The organism is Achromobacter sp. UBA2119 (genome assembly GCF_002331005.1).
In the GTDB taxonomy this organism is placed as follows: domain Bacteria; phylum Pseudomonadota; class Gammaproteobacteria; order Burkholderiales; family Burkholderiaceae_B; genus Achromobacter; species Achromobacter animicus.
The window spans coordinates 490,254-508,915 of sequence record NZ_DCYD01000015.1 but is presented as its reverse complement, the minus strand read 5'-3'; the positions used below and the strand labels follow the sequence as shown (position 1 = coordinate 508,915).

16 protein-coding genes are annotated in these 18,662 nt (G+C 63.4%); 11 read left to right on the top strand and 5 right to left on the bottom strand.

All coding sequences use genetic code 11. The features are described from left to right. The first annotated feature begins 10 nt into the window (after positions 1–10). The 10 genes from urtB (at position 11) to B3098_RS16735 (ending at position 12,492) form a co-directional block, all read left to right on the top strand. Positions 11–1,642 carry an urea ABC transporter permease subunit UrtB gene (urtB, locus tag B3098_RS16780; protein WP_175137723.1) on the top strand — a complete coding sequence of 544 codons (1,632 nt, stop codon included), beginning with the start codon at positions 11–13 and terminating at the stop codon, positions 1,640–1,642. Next, positions 1,639–2,766: an urea ABC transporter permease subunit UrtC gene (gene urtC / locus B3098_RS16775; RefSeq protein ID WP_175137722.1), complete on the top strand. Its 1,128-nt coding sequence runs from the start codon at positions 1,639–1,641 to the stop codon at positions 2,764–2,766. Before urtB ends, urtC begins: the two co-directional genes overlap by 4 nt. After that, positions 2,763–3,602, top strand: coding sequence for an urea ABC transporter ATP-binding protein UrtD (urtD, locus tag B3098_RS16770; RefSeq protein WP_286897875.1), 840 nt, complete (start codon positions 2,763–2,765; stop codon positions 3,600–3,602). The genes urtC and urtD overlap by 4 nt, the downstream gene beginning before the upstream one ends. A gap of 2 nt (positions 3,603–3,604) precedes the next feature. Continuing rightward, positions 3,605–4,303: an urea ABC transporter ATP-binding subunit UrtE gene (gene urtE, locus B3098_RS16765; protein ID WP_175137720.1), complete on the top strand. Its 699-nt coding sequence runs from the start codon at positions 3,605–3,607 to the stop codon at positions 4,301–4,303. A gap of 123 nt (positions 4,304–4,426) precedes the next feature. Next, the gene (arsC, locus tag B3098_RS16760) at positions 4,427–4,855 is read left to right on the top strand and encodes an arsenate reductase (glutaredoxin) (RefSeq protein WP_175124473.1); all 429 of its coding nucleotides are present in this window, start codon (positions 4,427–4,429) and stop codon (positions 4,853–4,855) included. A gap of 319 nt (positions 4,856–5,174) precedes the next feature. Next, positions 5,175–7,256: a type VI secretion system Vgr family protein gene (locus B3098_RS16755; RefSeq protein WP_286897872.1), complete on the top strand. Its 2,082-nt coding sequence runs from the start codon at positions 5,175–5,177 to the stop codon at positions 7,254–7,256. 21 nt (positions 7,257–7,277) lie between these two features. Then, positions 7,278–9,974 carry a glycoside hydrolase family 19 protein gene (locus B3098_RS16750; protein WP_286897870.1) on the top strand — a complete coding sequence of 899 codons (2,697 nt, stop codon included), beginning with the start codon at positions 7,278–7,280 and terminating at the stop codon, positions 9,972–9,974. Continuing rightward, positions 9,971–10,720: a hypothetical protein gene (locus B3098_RS16745; protein ID WP_286897869.1), complete on the top strand. Its 750-nt coding sequence runs from the start codon at positions 9,971–9,973 to the stop codon at positions 10,718–10,720. Before B3098_RS16750 ends, B3098_RS16745 begins: the two co-directional genes overlap by 4 nt. Before the next feature lie 108 nt (positions 10,721–10,828). Further along, on the top strand, positions 10,829–11,704 hold the full coding sequence (locus B3098_RS16740) for a lysozyme inhibitor LprI family protein (protein ID WP_286897868.1): 876 nt from the start codon (positions 10,829–10,831) through the stop codon (positions 11,702–11,704). A 179-nt stretch (positions 11,705–11,883) separates the two neighbouring features. Beyond that, on the top strand, positions 11,884–12,492 hold the full coding sequence (locus B3098_RS16735) for a phosphatase PAP2 family protein (protein WP_286897866.1): 609 nt from the start codon (positions 11,884–11,886) through the stop codon (positions 12,490–12,492). Between the two features lie 127 nt (positions 12,493–12,619). On the opposite strand, the gene B3098_RS16730 is transcribed toward B3098_RS16735, so the two are convergent. From B3098_RS16730 to B3098_RS16720, 3 genes are all read right to left on the bottom strand, one after another. Continuing rightward, positions 12,620–13,600 carry a Bug family tripartite tricarboxylate transporter substrate binding protein gene (locus tag B3098_RS16730; protein WP_286897865.1) on the bottom strand — a complete coding sequence of 327 codons (981 nt, stop codon included), beginning with the start codon at positions 13,598–13,600 and terminating at the stop codon, positions 12,620–12,622. 263 nt (positions 13,601–13,863) lie between these two features. Then, positions 13,864–14,949, bottom strand: a complete 1,086-nt coding sequence (locus B3098_RS16725) for a tartrate dehydrogenase (RefSeq protein WP_175137718.1) — start codon at positions 14,947–14,949, stop codon at positions 13,864–13,866. 83 nt (positions 14,950–15,032) lie between these two features. Further along, complete coding sequence (locus B3098_RS16720; RefSeq protein ID WP_286897864.1) at positions 15,033–15,608, bottom strand: methylated-DNA--[protein]-cysteine S-methyltransferase; 576 nt, start codon at positions 15,606–15,608, stop codon at positions 15,033–15,035. A 146-nt stretch (positions 15,609–15,754) separates the two neighbouring features. Here B3098_RS16720 and B3098_RS16715 point away from each other — a divergent pair, with 146 nt between their 5' ends. Continuing rightward, entirely contained in the window at positions 15,755–17,200 is a 1,446-nt protein-coding gene (locus B3098_RS16715) for an AlkA N-terminal domain-containing protein (protein WP_286897862.1), read from the top strand. 52 nt (positions 17,201–17,252) lie between these two features. Here the strand turns inward: B3098_RS16715 and B3098_RS16710 are convergent, their stop codons facing one another. Together B3098_RS16710 and B3098_RS16705 are read right to left on the bottom strand one after the other, a co-directional pair. Beyond that, positions 17,253–18,158, bottom strand: coding sequence for a LysR family transcriptional regulator (locus B3098_RS16710; protein ID WP_286897860.1), 906 nt, complete (start codon positions 18,156–18,158; stop codon positions 17,253–17,255). Between the two features lie 18 nt (positions 18,159–18,176). Then, positions 18,177–18,659, bottom strand: a complete 483-nt coding sequence (locus tag B3098_RS16705; protein WP_056571865.1) for a YajQ family cyclic di-GMP-binding protein — start codon at positions 18,657–18,659, stop codon at positions 18,177–18,179. Positions 18,660–18,662: the final 3 nt, after the last annotated feature.

The window sequence follows — 18,662 nt, the reverse complement described above, 5'->3', positions numbered from 1 at the left end:
AAAGGCAGCCATGCGCATCGCGGCAATCGCACACTTCTTGCGTCGTTTCCTCCTGGCATGGCTGATCGCCGTGCCGGCGCTGGCCGCGCCCGCGGCCGCCGCCGGCGTGGACCAGGCCCTGCTTGCGCCGCTGGCCGGCGACGACACCGACGCCAGGCTGCAGGCGATTGCCGCGCTGGGCCAACTGCCCGATCCCGCTGCGGCCGCGGTGCTGCAGGCGCTGGGCAGCGATCAGCTCTACGCCACTGCCGACGGCCGCGTGCTGATCGGCGCCGGCGGGTCGCGCGCCACTGACCCCTCCACGGGCGCTGCCGTGGACCTGCCCGCGGACGCGGGCACGATTTCCATCAACAACCGCCTGCGCCGCGCCATCGAGGCCGCGCTGGCGGGATCGCGCCTGTTCTCCGACAACGCCAACGAGCGTCTTGACGCGGCCCGGCGGCTGCAGCAGACCGGCGACCCGGCGCGCCTGCCGATGCTGGAAAAGGCGCTGGCAGCGGAGAAGAACGAGGCCGTGCGCGGCGCACTGCTGATCGCGCAGGCCAATCTGGAACTGAAAAGCGAAGACCCCGCCAAGCGCCGCCACGCGGTGCAGGTGTTGGGCGACACGAAGAATGCGGCCTTCCGGCCCACGCTGGCGGCCCTGACGCAAGAGCGCGACGGGACGTACACCGAACCCGACGCCGGCGTCCGCGAGGCGGCGGCCAATGCGCTCAAGCAGATCGATCGGCACCTGGCCACGATCGAATGGGCCGGCAATCTCTTTTACGGCGTGAGCCTGGGCAGCGTGCTGCTGCTGGCCGCGCTGGGCCTGGCCATCACCTTCGGCCTGATGGGCGTCATCAACATGGCGCACGGCGAACTGCTGATGATCGGCGCGTATGTGACGTACGTGGTGCAGACGGTGTTTCGCGCCTGGCTGCCGGGCTGGCTGGACTGGTATGTCGTGGCCGCGTTGCCGCTTGCCTTCGTGGTGACGGCGCTGGTGGGCATGGCGCTGGAACGCACCGTGATCCGCTGGCTGTATGGTCGTCCGCTTGAAACGCTGCTGGCCACCTGGGGCATCAGCCTGATGCTGATGCAGGGCGTGCGGTCGCTCTTCGGCGCGCAGAACGTGGAGGTCGGCAACCCCAGCTGGATGTCGGGCGGCGTGACCGTGCTGGGCGGGCTGGTGCTCACCTACAACCGGCTCGTCATCATCGGCTTTGCCTTCTTTGTCGTCTTCCTGGTGTGGGCGTTGCTGAACCACACGCGGCTTGGCCTCTTCGTGCGCGCCATCACGCAGAACCGGCGCATGGCCGACTGCGTGGGCGTGCCCACCGGCCGCGTTGACATGCTGGCCTTCGGCCTGGGCTCGGGCATCGCGGGGCTTGCGGGCGTGGCGCTGTCCCAGCTGGGCAACGTGGGGCCGGACCTGGGCCGCGGCTACATCGTCGACTCGTTCATGGTCGTGGTGCTGGGCGGCGTGGGCCAGCTTGCCGGCACCGTCATCGCCGCGCTCGGTCTGGGCGGCGTGAATAAATTCCTGGAGCCTTACGCGGGAGCTGTCATGGCCAAGATCACCATCCTGGTGCTCATCGTGCTGTTCGTCCAAAAGCGGCCACAAGGCCTGTTCGCCCCCAAGGGCCGGAGCGTCGAATGAAACAGACCGCGCTGACCGACCTGAACCTGCTGGCGCGCCGCCCGATCTTCTCGGGCCGCGTGTGGGCGGCGCTGGCCGCGGGCGTCGTCCTGCTGGCGCTGTTGCCGCTGATGAATCTGGTGTTTCCGCCCGGCCATGCACTGCATGTGTCGGCCTACGCCGTGGCCTTGATGGGCAAGTTCATGTGCTACGCCATGGCGGCGCTGGCGCTGGACCTGGTGTGGGGCTATGCGGGCATCCTGTCGCTGGGCCATGGCCTGTTCTTTGCGCTGGGCGGCTACGCGCACGGCATGTACCTGATGCGCGCCATCGGCCGCGACGGCGTCTACCAGAGCGACCTGCCCGACTTCATGGTGTTCCTGGACTGGAAGACCTACCCCTGGTACTGGTCGTTCACGGAACACTTCTGGTACGCGATGCTGCTGGTGGTGCTGGTGCCCGGCGTGCTGGCCTTCGTCTTCGGCTACTTTGCCTTCCGCTCGCGCATCAAGGGCGTGTACTTCTCGATCATCACGCAGGCGCTGACCTTTGCCGCGATGCTCCTGTTCTTTCGCAATGACACGGGGTTTGGCGGCAACAACGGTTTTACCGACTTCAAGCGCATTCTGGGCTTTGACATCACCGCGCCGGGCACGCGCGCCACGTTGTACTGGGTGACGCTGGCGGCGCTGGCCGGCGCGCTGATTCTTGCGCGCATGGTCACGCAAAGCAAGCTGGGACGCGTGCTGACCGCCGTGCGCGATGCCGAAAGCCGCGTGCGCTTCATCGGCTACGACCCGCTGGGCTTCAAGCTGTTCGTGTGGACGCTGTCGGCCGTGCTGTGCGGCATCGCCGGGGCGCTGTACGTGCCGCAGGTCGGCATCATCAATCCCGGTGAAATGTCCACCGAGAACTCCATCGAGATGGTCATCTGGGTGGCGACGGGCGGGCGCGGCACGCTGATCGGCCCCATCATCGGCGCGGGCGCCGTCAACGGCCTGAAGACCTGGTTCACCAGCGTGCTGCCGGAATACTGGCTGTACGCGCTGGGCCTCATCTTCGTACTGGTGACCCTGTTCCTGCCCACCGGCATCGTCGGTCTTGCCCGCCGCATCGCGGCCCGCGTCCAGGAGAAAAAGGCATGACCACCACGCACATCGAATCGGCCACGCTGGACGGCGGCCCGAGCGGCGACGCCGGCTATGGCCGCGTCAGCCCCAAGGGCCTGGACACCAGCCACGGCGCCATCCTGTACCTGGAAGCCATCACGGTCAGCTTCGACGGCTTCAAGGCGTTGAATGATCTGACGCTGGATATCGGCGTGGGCGAACTGCGCTGCATCATCGGCCCCAACGGCGCCGGCAAGACCACCATGATGGACGTCATCACCGGCAAGACGCGGCCCACTGCTGGCACGGCCTACTTCGGCCAGAGCATCGACCTGACGACGCTGAGCGAGGCGCAGATCGCGCACGCGGGCATCGGCCGCAAGTTCCAGCGCCCCACGGTGTTCGAACAGCACACCGTGTTCGAGAACCTGGAATTGGCGATGAAGACGGACAAGCGCGTGCGCCCCACCCTGTTCTCGCGGCTGTCCAGCGAACAGGCCGACCGGATCGGCGAAACGCTGGACCTGATCCGGCTGCGGCCCGAGGTATGGCGGCCCGCGGGCCTCTTGTCGCACGGCCAGAAGCAGTGGCTGGAGATCGGCATGCTGCTGATGCAGGAGCCGCAGTTGCTGCTGCTGGACGAACCCGTGGCCGGCATGACCGACGCCGAGACCGAACGCACCGGCGAACTCTTGAACGAACTGCGCGGCCGGCATTCCCTGATGGTGGTGGAACACGACATGGACTTCGTGAACCAGATCGCGGGCGATGGCAAGGTGACGGTGCTGCACGAAGGCTCGGTGCTGGCCGAAGGCCCGATGAGCCGTGTGCAGGCCGACCCGCGCGTGATCGAAGTCTACTTGGGGCGCTGAACATGCTGGACGTAAGCACGATCGACCAATACTACGGCGGCAGCCATACCCTGCGCGGCGTGTCGCTGTCGGTGCGGCAAGGGGAATGCCTGGCGCTCCTGGGCCGCAATGGCGTGGGCAAGACGACGCTGCTCAAGTGCGTCATGGGCGTGCTGCCCGTGGCGCGCGGCGGCATCGCCTTCGACGGGGCCGACATCACGCGCCTGGCGCCGCACCAGCGCGCCGCGCGCGGCATGGCTTATGTGCCACAGGGCCGCGACATCTTCGCGCGGCTGACGGTCGAAGAAAACATCCTGATGGGCATGGCGACCAAACCCGCGGCCCGCGCCCGCCGCATCAAGGAGGAAGTCTTTGAACTGTTCCCGGTGCTGAAAAGCATGCTGGCGCGGCGCGGCGGCGATCTGTCTGGCGGGCAACAGCAGCAGTTGGCCATCGCGCGGGCGCTGGTGGCCGAGCCCAAGCTCATCATCCTGGACGAGCCCACCGAAGGCATCCAGCCGTCCATCATCAAGGACATCGCGCGGGTGATCCACATGCTGCGCCAGCGCGGCGACATCGCGATCCTGCTGTGCGAACAGTATTTTGATTTTGCGCGCGAGCTGGCGGACCAGTTTGTCGTGCTGTCGCGCGGCGAGGTGGTGGCAAGCGGCGGGCGCGATGCCATCGACGGCGAGGACGTGCGGCGGCATCTGTCGGTGTGACGGCGGCGCGGCGCCGGACTGCGGCGCGGTGGATGGACTATGCTCCGGGTCTTGCCTTGCTCAATGGCATGGCGCAGTTGCATTGTGCAGATTCATCGCGCATCACCCGAAAGAGGAGCCCTCATGTCCGACGTCATCATCTATCACAACCCCAAGTGCGGCACCTCGCGCAACACGCTGGGCCTGATCCGCAACGCCGGCATCGAGCCGCAGGTCGTCCTGTACCTGGAAACGCCGCCCTCGCGCGACACGCTGAAAGCGCTGTTCAAGAAGGCCGGCGTCAGCGTGCGTGATGCCCTGCGCGAAAAGGGCACGCCCTACGCGGAACTGGGTCTGGACGACACGTCGCTGTCGGATGACGCGTTGCTGGACGCGATCGAGCAGCACCCGATCCTGCTGAACCGTCCCTTTGTGTCGACGCCGCTGGGCGCGAAGCTGTGCCGGCCGTGCGAGCTGGTGCTGGACATTCTTCCGTCGCCGCAGAAGGGCGCTTTCTCGAAGGAAAGCGGCGAGCCGGTTGTCGATGCGCAGGGCAATCGCATCCAGAAGTAGACACGGGCGTGCTCGCATCACTACAGCATCCTGGCCTGGATGCTGTGATTCAAGCCTCAACGATCGGGCCAGATTTGGCCTGCCCAAGCCAAAGCTGGCCCGGCCTTTTATTGTTTTTTTTCAAACGCTTATAAAACGGCGGGTAACACTTGGCCCGAAAAGTCATTGAAAAAAACACTTTTCGCCGTTTCGAGGATTTCGAGAACGGCAAATTTCCCGTCGAGGCATATCTAAGCGGTTGATAAGAAAGCGCAAGTTGCCGCCTGCGACCAAGCTGGCACGGAGATTGCAACAGACCCATGATGCTCTGGAGTCTGCCATGCCAACCCAATCCCATCTGCGCTTTACGTTTGCTGTCGGCGACAAGCTTTTCGAAGTCGTCAAGTTCTCGCTAACAGAAGGGCTGTCCGAGCCCTTCAAACTAGAAGTGGATCTAGCCAGCACCAATGCCGCCATCGATTTCGGCAGCGTGCTCGACCGTGCCTCGCTACTCACGATCTGGCATGGCGAAATCCCTGTGCGCTACGTGCACGGCGCTGTGTCAGCTTTCGTCCAGCACGAAACCGGCTTTCGCCGGACGCGCTATTCCGCCGTCGTCGAGCCGCGTCTGGCGCGCTTGCATCTCAGTTCTGATTGGCGCATTTTCCAGGGCCGCACCGTTCCGCAGATCGCCGAGGCCGTGCTCAAGGCACATGGACTGACCCAGGACTACGAGCTGCGCAGCACCACCGAGCACCGGTCCCGCGAATATTGCGTGCAAGCCGGCGACACCGACTACCACTTCATCGAGCGCATCATGCGTGAGGAAGGCTTCTTCTATTCCTTCCGCCATAGCGCGCAGGGCCATCAGCTGGTCCACAGCGATCGCCTGTTCATCCACGGCCGCGTGGGCGACGAGCCGGTGCAATACAACCCCACGCCCGGTGGCGACCAACCGCAACCCGCGCTGCGCCGCTTCGTCTACCGCGAAAACGTGCGCACCGCGCGCCAGACGCAACGCGACTACACCTTCCATCATCCCCGCTATACCCATCAACATTCCCGCGACGGACGCGACCTGGATCATCAGGGACGCCGCTACGAGCGCTATGACTATCCCGCCCGCGCCAAGTTCGATGAGGCCGGCAAGCCCTTCGCCGAGAACCGCCTGCGCGGGCTCCGCCGCGACTCGCGCGTCGCATTTGTGGAAGGCGATGACCCGCGGCTGCAACCAGGCATTTCCTTCACGTTGGCCGGTCATCCGCGCGAGGACATGAACCGCGGCTGGCGCCCAGTTCGCATCGTTCACCGCGGCACGCAACATACCAGTCAGGCCGAGGAAAGCGCTGACGCCTCGTTGGGCACGCATTACCACTACGGGGCCGAACTCGTGCCGGACGACGTCGAATGGCGCGCCGCGCCGCTGCCCAGGCCACACATCGACGGGCCGCAGAACGCCGTCGTGGTTGGCCCGCCCAACGAAGAGATCTACACCGATGAATATGGACGTGTGAAAGTCCAACTCCCATGGGACCGTCTCGGCAAGGAGGACGAACACAGCTCCTGCTGGATCCGCGTCTCGCAGAACATCGCCGGCGCCACCTGGGGCCACACGGCCATTCCGCGCATCGGTCAGGAGGTCATCGTCTCTTACTTCGATGGGGATCCTGACCAACCCGTCATCACCGGCCGCGTCTACAACCGCCTGCAATTGCCGCCCTACGAACTGCCGCGCCACAAGACGCGGATGACGATCAAGAGCAAGACGCACAAGGGCGAGGGCTTCAACGAACTGCGCTTCGAGGACGAGAAGGACCAGGAAGAAATCTACGTTCACGCGCAGAAGGACCAGAACATCCACGTCAATCACGACGAGACCACCTTTGTGGGTCACGACCGCAGCGAACAAGTCGAGAACGACGAGACCATCACCATCGGCCACGACCGCAAGGAAACTGTTGGCAACGACGAACAGGTGAATATCGGCCAGGACCGGCGCCTTGACAACGGGCGTGATGACTATCTGACCGTGGGCCGCAATCAGGTTATCCACACCGCCAAGGACCGCACTGAACAGGCCGGCGGCAACCGCCGCGACAAAACTGCGGCGAATCATTGGATGACCATCGGCGGCCACCAGGAACAGACGGTCGAAGGGCATGCCGAGTTACAGACGGGCCAGGCGATTCGCCAGCGCTCCCGCGTCGTCCAGTTGCAGGCAGGTGAGGTCTTCCGACTGCGCGGCCCGGGCGGAACCATCACCTTGCAGGACGGCGGCATCACGCTCGATGGCGTCGCCGTGGTCCTGAAAAGTTCCATTTCGCAGCAAGGCGGCGGCAAAGGCAACTCGCTCTCGATCACCGGCGCACCTGATGAAGCAACAGCCGCCGAAGAAAACTGGCTGTGGCAGTTCACGCGTTGATTTTGCAGGAGCACGACAAAGATGTCGGACACGCCTAAACCCACCTCTCGAATGGGTTATCCGTTCAAAGCGAAGGACGGCAAGCCGTTTGCGGACGCCCAGCCGGTGTACGAAGGGTTGGCGCTCGCACAGGGCGGCCACTTCCCCCTGGGCAGCAACGGCCACTTCCACGGCGGGATCCACTTCGACCGCACGACCGGCAACGTCTTTTCCATCGATGACGGTGTGCAGTGCCTGGCGGACGGAGAAATCGTCGCCTACCGGCTGGACAGCAGATACCCTGACGCCACGCCCACCGTCGACATCGGCGCGGACGAGTCCTCAACAGACAAGGCGGCCCGACGCCCCTACTCCACGGGCTTCGTGCTGGTACGGCACCGCCTCCAAGCGCCCGCACTGCCACCACCAGCAAGCAAGGATGAAGCCGCGCGGGTCATTAGCGAACAGGACTACGGAACCCGGCTGGCGGCCCGCGCCAATGGGTCCACCGTTGGCTGGATACCAGCACACGCGCGCGTGGCGCTGCTGGATATGCGGGACGGCTGGGTCAAGGTGCGCATTTTGCCGCCCTCAACTGCCACGTGGACTCATGAGCCCGTGGACACTCCCTGGCTACCCATCCTCAGCCTGGATACCGTGCCGGTCAGTCTGCCCATTCGGTGGTTCAGCGAAGGGCCGCTGACTGCCACGGTCCTGCAGCGCGGCCAACCCAAGCCGCCAGCGCCACCCGACGCCTCCGCAACGCATAACCCGCAGCCCGCCGCGCCCTCCCTGATCCTGTATAGCCTCTACATGCACGTGGCCGACGGCGCCAGCTATGCCGCAACGCCCAACCGCCCCAAACCGACGTGGTGGCCAAAAAAGCAATACCAAGTCCGTCAGACACCCAACAAATGGACGTTGCAAGGCAAGCGGATCGGCGGCCTCATGGTGAGGTCCGCGCCTGCCAGCAAACCCGACAATGAACTTGGCATACTGGTTCACGGCTCTGTACTGGAAGTCGAGGCCGTTGCCGGCAACGACAAGTGGGTCACCGTCAAGCGCATCATTAAGGGCGGCATCGCCACGAAGCCGGCCGGCACGCAAATCACCAGCCTGGACACAACGGGCTTCGTCTTCCTGAAGGAACTGGACGAACTCCGCACGCCTGCGTCGTTCGACAGAATTGAAACGCCCTCGCCGCCCATTCCTGTCAACAGGGGAGACCTGATCGGGCATATGGGTGAGCAAGTCTCAAGCGGCGAAGCGCTGATCGCCGGACAGCCCACCTCGCGCCCCACCCTGCATCTGGAAGTATTCAGCGGCGAAGACGTTCCGCGGTTTCTGCGTGACTGCCGGAAACACGCGGACAAATTGCCGGAAAGGCACTGGACGCTGCTGCGGTTGCGTAAGGACGATCAGATCAGGGGTGAACCCAACGACAGCGCCCCTGTGGCCGTCACCATGAGTAGCGATTGGACGATCGCCGTGACGCGCGAAACATCCCTGCAAAACGACGACAAGGGACAACGCTGGGTAAACGTAAAGGTTCACGCCGCAGATGGCTCACCCGTCGTTGGCTGGGCCAAAGACAAAGATCGTCGGTGCACGCCTTGGCATTGGCCGGACTTTGAAGTGGTGGATGCAGCCAGCAATGACGCGGGTACGTGGTGGGAGGGAACGGCTGAGGCGTTTATCGACTTTTTGCGTGGCGGTGCACGACTGGCGGAAAGTCCGTTCTTTAAACAGGTTCGCCGGCTGGCCGGGATGGATGAGGACAGGGAATGGGGTGAAGAGGCACTGGACGCGGCCTTGAGAGACAGGATTGCCTCCCGACGACTTGGCGGATTGATCGCTTATCACACCAGCGAATGGTTTGTGCCTTCATGGGCCAGTAAGTACGGCGTGATATCTGACGTCGCGATGGGGTTGGGAAAGCGGGCGATGGAGAACTTGAAAGCGGAGAAGAATTGCGTAATGCGGCTGCGGTGGTGGAGTGATGTGGCTGCAGATGTGGGTTTGCCGGACAAAGCGAAGGTTTATCACTTTCATCCTGCAGGTGTTGCCGCGAACTTGGCAAAGAAGTCTTGCATCAACATTGACGCATTCATGATCGAGTATCACAAACGCCACGGGGACTTTTCAAACTCTCGCGGTAAGAAACTCGACTCACACTCGACGCAAAACCTGCGGTTACTGATATCCGGAATTCTGGCCTACCATGAAGCGGAGACTAAGCCGTGCCAAATTCCACATATTGCATATATGCTGGCAACCGCCAGACACGAGACGCTCTGGAACGACGTTTATTTTCAACCGCGAAGTGAGGGAGGTTCCGCCGCTTACTTCAACAAGTACGATCCGGTTCTTGCGACGTTGGAGCGTCATAGAAGAAGAGCGCTAGATATGGAAAACACCAATGAAGGAGATGGATTTAAGTACCGCGGTCGCGGGTATGTCCAATTGACATGGAAGAAAAACTACAGGAGATGTGGGGAGCACCTCGGTTTGGACTTGATCAACTCACCCGATAGGGCGTCAACCGTCTCAGTTGCTTCTGGCTGCATGGTTTACGGAATGTATTCTGGAATATTCACTGGAAGGAAGCTCGAGACATATATCAACGATGCAAAAAAAGACTACATCAATGCAAGAATGGTGATTAACGGCACCGACAAAGCCGAACTGATCGCCAGCTACGCCTCCCTATTTGAAGAAATTCTGGAAGCCTCTCGATGAAACTTCTTATCTGCTCATTAGTGGCTATCCTCATGATCCAGGCGCCGATGGTCGTTCACGGTATCCCGTCTTACCTCGGTGCTATCCGAGCACACTCGCAGCCGCCCGGCATTCTTAAGCATGCCCATAATCTCGCTGAACAGCGCCAGATCGTGATGGATGGTCGGACGAATGGTGTTTTTATTGAACTGTCGGAGGACGGGGCGCCGATTATCATTCAGGAGACAACAAGCTCCATGACAAAATATCTTTCACTCACTCCCGCGGTTAACTTCGATGGACATTCGTTAACTATAGACTGTAGCTTCGTTAGGTCCAATAACGGCGACGAACTCTCGGTAGGCACTTATTGCAGGAACGAAACAGAGGCGACGGCAGACAACATAGAAGATTCAATTAACGATAAACACATGCTTGCCTATTCGAAGGATGCAAGTTGGCTGGCTAAAACTTACAAAATCGGCAATTGCCGAGACCGGCGCGGTCTCCAATATTTTGGGTTGTACGTCGTCCGCTGCTCCGAAAGCGCGAATGACGAGGTCACAGACGACATCACCATATTTTTCTTAAATGAAAAATTCGAAATCATTGAAAAATCAGAAGGCCTGGAGTTTTCGCCTCTAAAATCGGAAACGGAACCCGAATCCAGGTTTTTTTGGGGAATTTCTGCAGAGACCCCATATCGGATAATAAAAAAAAATGATAGCGCCGTTCCCAGCTTCCTGAGAAAGACTGCCGACAAGTAATTGGCGGAGAATGCTAACACGGCGCCACACACGACCGGAATCGCGTTAATTGGCGTCTCGGATCGACGAACTAAAAAATCGAAAACTGATGCCACACCGGTGCCATGGATGCTGAGTTCCGACGAGGCCGCGCCTGCCAGCAAACCCGAGAATGAACTTCGCATTCTGGTTTACGGCTCTGTACTGGAAGTCGAGGCTATTGCCGGCAACGACAAGTGGGTCACCGTCAAACGGATCTTTAAAGGTGGCATCGCCACCAAGCCGGCCGGCACGCAAATCGACAACCGGGACACAACGGGCTTCGTCTTCCTGAGGGAACCGGACGCACTCCGAGCGCCCGCGTCGTTCGACAGAATCGAAACGCCCTCGCCGCCCATTCCTCTCAACCTGGGAGACCTGATCGGGCATATGGGTGAGCAAGTCTCAAGCGGCGAAGCGCTGATCGCCGGACAGCCCACCTCGCGCCCGACCCTGCATCTGGAAGTATTCAGCGGCGAAGACGTTCCGCGGTTTCTGCGTGACTGCCGGAAACACGCAGACAAATTGCCGGAAAGGCACTGGACGCTGCTGCGGTTGCGTCAGGACGATCAGATCAGGGGTGAACCCAACGACAGCGCTCCTGTGGCGGTCACCATGGGTAGCGATTGGACGATCGCCGTGACGCGCGAAACATCCCTGCAAAACGAATGCGCAAAAACCGAACGAGCCGAAGCGGATACGCTGCTTAACGAAGCCTACAGACGCCTTGGCGATAGAATCAACACGCAATATAAATCGCACAATGACTTGGAGAAAACTCGAAGAATCGACGTTATGCAAGCTCAAAATTCCTGGATACGTCTTCGCGATGCCGACTGCAACTTGGAAGCATTTTTTAGAGACCGGATCCCAGACTTTCGAGACAACAATCAATCGCTGTGTTGCGGCGAAGTCATTTTCTCGATCGACGTATTTAGACCAGCTTTTCAAATAAAAGCCAGATGAGTATTTTGAGCATGCCTGCGCTGCCGATGCCACGCATTGCCGCCGAGCCGTCAGAACGCAGATCGCCAGCCTGGAAACAACAGGCTTCGTCTTCCTGAAGGGGAGGCCTTTGCAAGGAAACTGAAGGCAAACACGACTACGATCGCGACAAGCAAGTTATTACACAGCGATGACGCGTCATGGATTTCCTGGAAAGCCTCAACCAGTCCTTATTTCTCCTGATCAACGCCGACCCCGCCACGCCCGCGTGGCGGATCCACGCCGCCATGCTGGTGGCGAACAAGCTCATCTTGCTGCTGGTGCCGGGCGTCATGGCCGCCGTGTGGCTGTGGGGCAAGGAAGCCCACCGCGGCTTGATGCTCAAGGCGTTGGCCAGCATCGCCGTGGCGCTGGCCGCCAGCTATTTTTGCGGCTTGCTGTGGCCGCAGCCGCGGCCATTCGTTGTCGGCTTGGGGCATGCCTTCTTCACGCACAAGGCAACGTCGTCGTTTCCCAGCAATCACACGATCATCATTGCGACCTTCGCCTTCGCGCTGATCCTGGACCGGCGCTGGGCGGGAGGGGGATGGCTGACGTTGGCGGGCGCCTTGCTCGTGGGGACGTCGCGCGTGTACCTGGGCGTGCATTTCCCGCTGGATATCGCCGGCGGACTGGTGCTGGCGCCCTTGGCTGCGGCGGTCACGATCCCCGTGTGGCGACGTGCGGGCGCACCAGTGACAGCGGCGGCGCAGGGGCTGTATCGCAAGGTGCTGGCCCTGCCGATTGCGCGGGGATGGATTCGCGCGTGAAGGCCGGGCGATGATGGCGGGCGTGAAGGCGGGGCGTTGAACGCAGCCGTGAAAGCGGTGGTGAACGCCGGCCTGAAGGCAGGCGCAAGCGCAGCCGCAAAGGCTGCGCCCTTGCGGCCGTCCCGCCTCAATTCACCGCGACCTTCGCTTCCGTGACCAGCCTCGCGTAATTCGCGGTATCAGCGCCGATGCGCGCCTTCATCTCCGCGGGCGTGTCGCCGATCGGCACCGCGCCGATTTCCGCCATGCGGCGCGTGAAATCGGGTGATCGGATGATCTTCACCATTTCGGCATTCAGCCGGTCCACCACCTCCTTGGGCGCGGCGGCCGGCGCCAGCACGCCGAACCACGTGCCCATGTTGAAGGGCTTCAGGCCGGCCTCCTCCATCGTTGGCACATCCGGCAGCGCCGCGGAGCGCTGGTTGGTGGTGACGGCCAGCGCACGCAGCTTGCCGCTCTGGATGTGCGCCAGCACCGGCGTGATCGTGTCGAACGACATGTCGATCTGACCGCCCAGCAGATCTGTCGTCAGCGGACCGCTGCCCTTGTACGGCACATGCAGCAACTGCACATGGCCCGCGCGCTCGAACTGTGCGCCGATCAGATGCTGGCCCGTGCCCATGCCGTTGGAACCGTAGGTCAGCTTGCCGGGCGACGCCTGCGCCTGTTTCAACAGCGACGCCACGTCCTTGGCCTGCAGCTTCGGATTGACGACCAGCACGTTGGGCACCAGCGCCACCGTGGTGACCGGCGCGAAGTCCTTCTGGAAGTCGTAATGCAGGCTTTTGTAGACGCTGGTGGCGATGGTGTGATGCACCGCGCCCATCAGCAACGTGTAGCCGTCCGGCGCCGCCTTGGCGACATAGTCCGCGCCCAGCGTCGAACCCGCGCCCGGCTTGTTCTCCACCACCACCGGCTGGCCGAGGCTCTTGGCCAGCTCCTGCCCCAACGCGCGCGCCAGCACGTCCGTCGTGCCGCCCGCCGGGAACGGCACGATCAGGCTCACGGGACGCGCCGGGTAGGACTGCGCCTGCGCGCCGCCCGCGAATGCAACGCCGATCAGGCAGGCGAACGCCAGGGCGCGCGCGGTCATCGCTTTCTTATGCATGATTTGTCTCCTGTCTACGAATGAACTTCGCTTGTTGTTGTGTTGCCGGGCGCAGGGGTCGGATCTGATGTCCTCTACCTGACCGGATGTCCTGAAGCCGTAAGACAGATTCAGGTGTCTGACACCGGAAACGGTCCTACATCAAAGGGGGGTGTCTGACACCGGAAACAGTCCTACATCAAAGGGGGGTGTCTGACACCGGAATCCGTCCTACATCAACGAGGGTGTCTGACACCGGAATCCGTCCTACATCCGGAAGCTGTCTACGCCGCCTTGGCTTGCGCCGATTCCGCCAGCTTTGCGCAGACCGCCTTGGTCACCTGCTCGGTCGTCGCCCGTCCGCCCAGATCGCCCGTGTGCAGTGCGGGATCGGCCGTGACGCTTTCAATGGCCTGCATCAGCCGCGCCGCCGCATCTGTCTCGCCCAGGTGTTCCAGCAGCATGACCACCGACCAGAACGTCCCGACCGGATTGGCGAGTCCCTTGCCCATGATGTCGAAGGCCGAGCCGTGGATGGGTTCGAACATGGACGGGTAGCGGCGTTCGGGGTCGATGTTGCCGGTGGGCGCGATGCCCAGGCTGCCGGCCAGGGCGGCCGCCAGGTCGCTCAGGATGTCGGCGTGCAGGTTGGTGGCGACGATGGTGTCCAGGGTCGCGGGCCGGTTGACCATGCGGGCGGTGGCGGCGTCGACCAGTTCCTTGTCCCAGGTCACGTCGGGAAATTCGCGGCTGACCTGCACGGCGATCTCGTCCCACATCACCATGGCGTGGCGCTGGGCGTTGGACTTGGTGACAACGGTCAGCAGTTTGCGCGGCCGCGACTGCGCCAGCTTGAACGCGAAGCGCAGGATGCGCTCGACGCCGGCGCGCGTCATGATCGACACGTCGGTCGCGGCTTCGATGGGATGCCCTTGATGCACGCGGCCGCCAACGCCGGAGTACTCGCCTTCGGAGTTCTCGCGCACGATCACCCAGTTCAGCTGTTCGGGCGTGCAGCGCTTGAGCGGGGCGTCGATGCCCGGCAGGATGCGCGTCGGGCGTACGTTGGCATATTGGTCGAAGCCCTGGCAGATCTTCAGGCGCAGGCCCCACAAGGTGATGTGGTCGGCGATGTCGGGATCGCCGGCCGAGCCGAACAGGATCGCGTCCTTGTCGCGCAGCGCATCCAGGCCGTCGGCGGGCATCATGACGCCGTGCTTGCGGTAGTAGTCGCCGCCCCAGTCGAAGTCTTCAAATTCGAACCGCAGACCGCCCTGGGCCGCGAGTTCCTGCATGACGCGCTGGCCGGCGGGAATCACTTCCTTGCCGATGCCGTCGCCGGGGATGGTTGCAATGCGATAGGTCTTCATGGTGCCAGCGCTCCGTGCGGATGAGTCTGCTGGCACTGTACCGAGCGCGGCGCGTGGTGGACGCGCCGAAATTCACAACATTTTCAACTTGAAGTTAAAAGTGCGGAACCAGTCGACGACGACAGCGACGACGGCTGCGCGCTACGCCAGGCGGCCTCGTGCGCCAGCAGCCAGCGCTTGCGGTGCAGGCCGCCGCCGTAGCCCGTCAGCGTGGCGTTGGCGCCGATCACGCGATGGCAAGGAATGACGATGCCCACGGGATTGGCGCCGTTGGCCAGCCCGACCGCGCGCACGGCCGTGGGACGGGCGATTCGCGTCGCCAGCGTGCCGTAGCTGATGGTGCTGCCGCCTTCGATGCCGCGCAGCGCGTGCCAGACCTGCTGCTGGAAGCGCGTGCCGCCGAAGGCGACCGGAAGATCCGAAATGGCGTTCACGTCGCCATCGAAATACGCTTGCAGCGCGCGGCTTGCCTGCGAAGGCTGCGCGGCGTCCTGCAGTTGCACCGCGCCCCGGCCGTACTGGCGCTGCAACAGCAGGTGCATGCGGGATTCGTAGTCTTCCCAGTCCACGGCGCGCAGGTGGGCTTGGGCATCGGTCAGCACGAGCATCCGGCCAATGGGGGTGGGAACCCGTTCCAGCAAAAAGGTGTGTACCGGCATGATGTCGCTCCGGATAGGTGTGCAAGCCGCCAATATAGACTCGCCGCCCGACCGGGCGCTGGCGGTTTTCGGACAGCAGTGTGACATTCACAACCCTGTCCGAAATCCGCTAGATCTTGCCCGCCCGGCGGCGTTAGCATCGCTTCATGAACCTGAACCACGATGCCTGCTACAGCGCCATCCAGGTGCGCGACGCCCGCTACGACGGCCGCTTCTTCACGGCCGTCAAGACCACGCGCATCTATTGCCGCCCGGTCTGTCCGGCGCGCACGCCCCTGTCGAAAAACGTCACGTTCTTTACGACGGCCGCGGCCGCGCAGGAAGCCGGCTTCCACCCTTGCCTGCGCTGCCGCCCGGAAACGGCGCCCGAAGTCGGCCCCGGCCACGAGTTGCCGCCCACCGTGGCGCGCGCATTGCAGCGCATCGAACTGGGCGCGCTGGACGAGGCCGGCGTCGATGCGCTGGCGCAGCGCCTGGGCGTGGGCGAGCGGCAGCTGCGGCGCCAGTTCCGCCAGCACCTGGGCGCCTCGCCCGTCGCATTCGCGCAGACGCGCCGCGTGCTGCTGGCCAAGCAGCTCATTCATGAAACGCAGTTGCCCATGGCCGAGATCGCCTTCGCGTCGGGATTCGGCAGCATCCGCCGTTTCAACGAGGTGTTCCTCGACCTGTTCGGCCGGGCGCCCGGCGAACTGCGGCGTTCAGGCAAGCCGGAGGTCCCGGCGGGCCAAAATGGGGAAATCAAGCTGCTGCTGCGCTACCGTCCGCCCTACGACTGGGACGCCATGCTGGCGTTCCTGCGGCTGCGCGCCATTCCCGGCGTCGAGTCCGTGACCGGCGACACCTATGCGCGCACCGTCAGCCTGGATGGTGCGCAAGGCACGGTCATGGTGCGGCCGGGCGCGGGCGATGCGCTGCAGGTGGCGGTGCGCTTTCCTCATCTGCCGTCGCTGCCGGCCATCATCGCGCGCCTGCGCCGCGTGTTCGACCTGGCCAGCGACCCGGCGGCAATCGCTGCGCAGTTTGCCGCCGATCCGGTCATGACGGCGCTGATGCAGGCGCGGCCGGGGCTGCGCGTGCCGGGCGCGTGGGACGGCTTTGAACTGGCCATGCGCGCAGTGCTGGGACAACAGATCACGGTGGCCGCCGCCATCCGGCTGGCGGGCAAGCTGGTGGCGGCGCATGGCAAGCCGCTAGCGCAGCCGGACGGTGCGCTGACGCACGTGTTTCCCGAGCCGGACGTGGTGGCCGCCGCCGAACTGGCCTCGCTGGGCATGCCGCGCAGCCGGGCGGCGACGCTGTCCGCGGTGGCCGCGGCAGCGGTCGCGGACCCGCATCTTTTTGACGCCGCCGTCGACCTGGAAGACGCCGTGCGGCGGTTGCGCACGATACGCGGCGTGGGGGAATGGACGGCGCAATACATCGCGCTGCGGCAACTGCGTGAGCCGGATGCGTTTCCGCATGCGGATATCGGCCTGATACGCGCGCTGGAAAAGCTGGAATCGCGGGCCTACACACCCGCGCAACTGTTGGCGCGGTCCGAGGCCTGGCGGCCGTGGCGCGCCTACGCGGCGCAGCACCTGTGGACAGCGTGATCGAGGTTGAAGGAATCACGCGCAACGGGATCTCGCACAAAGGAACAGCGCTTCACCACCGCCCCTCCGACCCTTCGCCGAAATACGCCACCAGAAAATCCACAAACACCCGCACCTTGGCGGACAGGTGGTGCCTTTCCGGGAAAACGGCGTAGATATCCGCCTGCGGCAGCGCATAGTCCTCTAGCACCTGGACCAGCCGGCCGCTGCGCAGGTAGCGCGCCAGGTCCCATTCCGCGCGTTGCAGGATGCCCAGGCCGGCCAGGCCCCAGGTCAGGGTGACCTCGCCATCGTTGCTGCTGAGATTGCCGCGCACCTTCACGGTTTCGCTGCGCCGGCCTTTCGTGAAACGCCACAGCCCGTAGGCAGCGTCGTTCTGGCGCAGCACGATGCACTGGTGCCGCGCCAGATCATGCGGCGTGGCCGGCGTGCCGTGCTTTTTCAGGTAACCGGGCGACGCGCACACGAGGCGCCGGTTGGGCGCGATCTTGCGCGCGATGAGACTCGTGTCGGGTAGATCGCCAAAGCGCACCGCAACGTCAAAGGCCTCGCGCACGAAGTCGGCCGGCCGGTCGGTCAGCTGCAGTTGCAGCGAGACTTCGGGATACTGCTGCGCGAATTCCGCGATGGCCGGCGCGATATAGCTGCGCCCGAAACCCAGCGGCGCATTGACCTTGAGCAGGCCGCGCGGGGCGGCCTGACGGCTGGCGATGATCGCGTCCAGGTCGTCGATCTCGCCCAGGATGCGGCGGGCGTTTTCCAGATACACCTCGCCCTCGGCGGTAAGACTGAGGCGCCGCGTGCTGCGGTTGAAGAGCCGCACGCCCAGCCGCGCCTCGATCTGCGCCAGCCGCTTGCTGACTGCGGCAGGGGTGACATCAAGCTCGCGCGCCGCGGCCGACATGCCGCCCGCGCGCGCAAGCTCAACGACAAGGAGCAGTTCGCTGGAATGCCCCATCGGTGCGGCCCGCGCGGCTTAGTCGCGGAAGTTTTCGAACTGCAGCGGCAGCTCGACGTCGGTCTTTTTCAGCAATGCAATGGCGGTCTGCAGGTCGTCGCGCTTCTTGCCCGAGATGCGCAGCTTGTCGCCGTTGATCTGCGATTCGACCTTGAGCTTGGCGTTCTTGATGGCGGCGATGAGCTTCTTGGCAACGGGCTGTTCGATGCCCTGCTTGATGGTGACCTTCTGGCGGGCGCCGCCCAGGTTTTCGAGCGGGTCGGCCACGTCCAGGCAGCGCACGTCGATGCCGCGGGCAGACAGGCGGCCGCGCAGGATGTCCAGCATCTGCTTGAGCTGGAACGCGCTGGAAGCGACCTGGGTCACGACATAGCCCTCGAGTTCGAACTTGGCTTCGGTGCCCTTGAAGTCGAAGCGCGTGGACAGTTCGCGGTTGGCTTGGTCGACGGCGTTGGTCAGTTCGTGTTTGTCGACTTCGGAGACGACGTCAAAAGTAGGCATGAC